Source organism: Pandoraea sp. PE-S2R-1 (genome assembly GCF_002179865.1).
Lineage (GTDB): Bacteria > Pseudomonadota > Gammaproteobacteria > Burkholderiales > Burkholderiaceae > Pandoraea.
This window is the reverse complement of the sequence record NZ_NGUR01000120.1, coordinates 1-424: the sequence shown is the minus strand read 5'-3', so window position 1 is coordinate 424 and position 424 is coordinate 1. Positions and strand designations below refer to the sequence as shown.

1 protein-coding gene is annotated in these 424 nt (G+C 55.7%); it reads right to left on the bottom strand.

Features of this window, described 5'->3' with window-relative positions; genetic code table 11:
• A partial coding sequence (locus tag CDV44_RS27910; RefSeq protein WP_141118847.1) for a hypothetical protein occupies nt 1-302 on the bottom strand: 302 nt, incomplete at its 3' end.
• Nucleotides 303-424 lie beyond the last annotated feature (122 nt).

The following is a 424-nucleotide window of genomic DNA, read 5'->3' as shown; positions in this document are numbered from 1 at the left end:
TCTGCCGCCTGCGCCCATTTGCCGGCCGTCGGCTTCTCACTATATGCGTGCGCCACATTGGCGCTTAAATCGCCGTAGAGATAGACGCCCGTGTTAGCCGATACGCCGGCCGACATACTCATGAGACATACCGATCCCACCAGCCCCTTTGCCACGCAGATAATTGCTCGCTTCATCAATCGATTTCTCCAGTTCACTTGCGGTAATCCGGCCAATTCAGTCGCCCGGCCTGAAACAGCTTGATGCAGGAGAGAATCGTTAGGTTTAAGCGTGTTCACATAAGAGGCAAGGAAATGGCTCATTTCCTCTGCCCCCCTGTCCTGGCGGGGCTCAGCGGCCATTGACAAGCACACATCCGCATCGCCAAAGCACGAATGGCGTCGTGTCGTAACAACACATGCGCGATGCTTGAAAAGCGATGGGG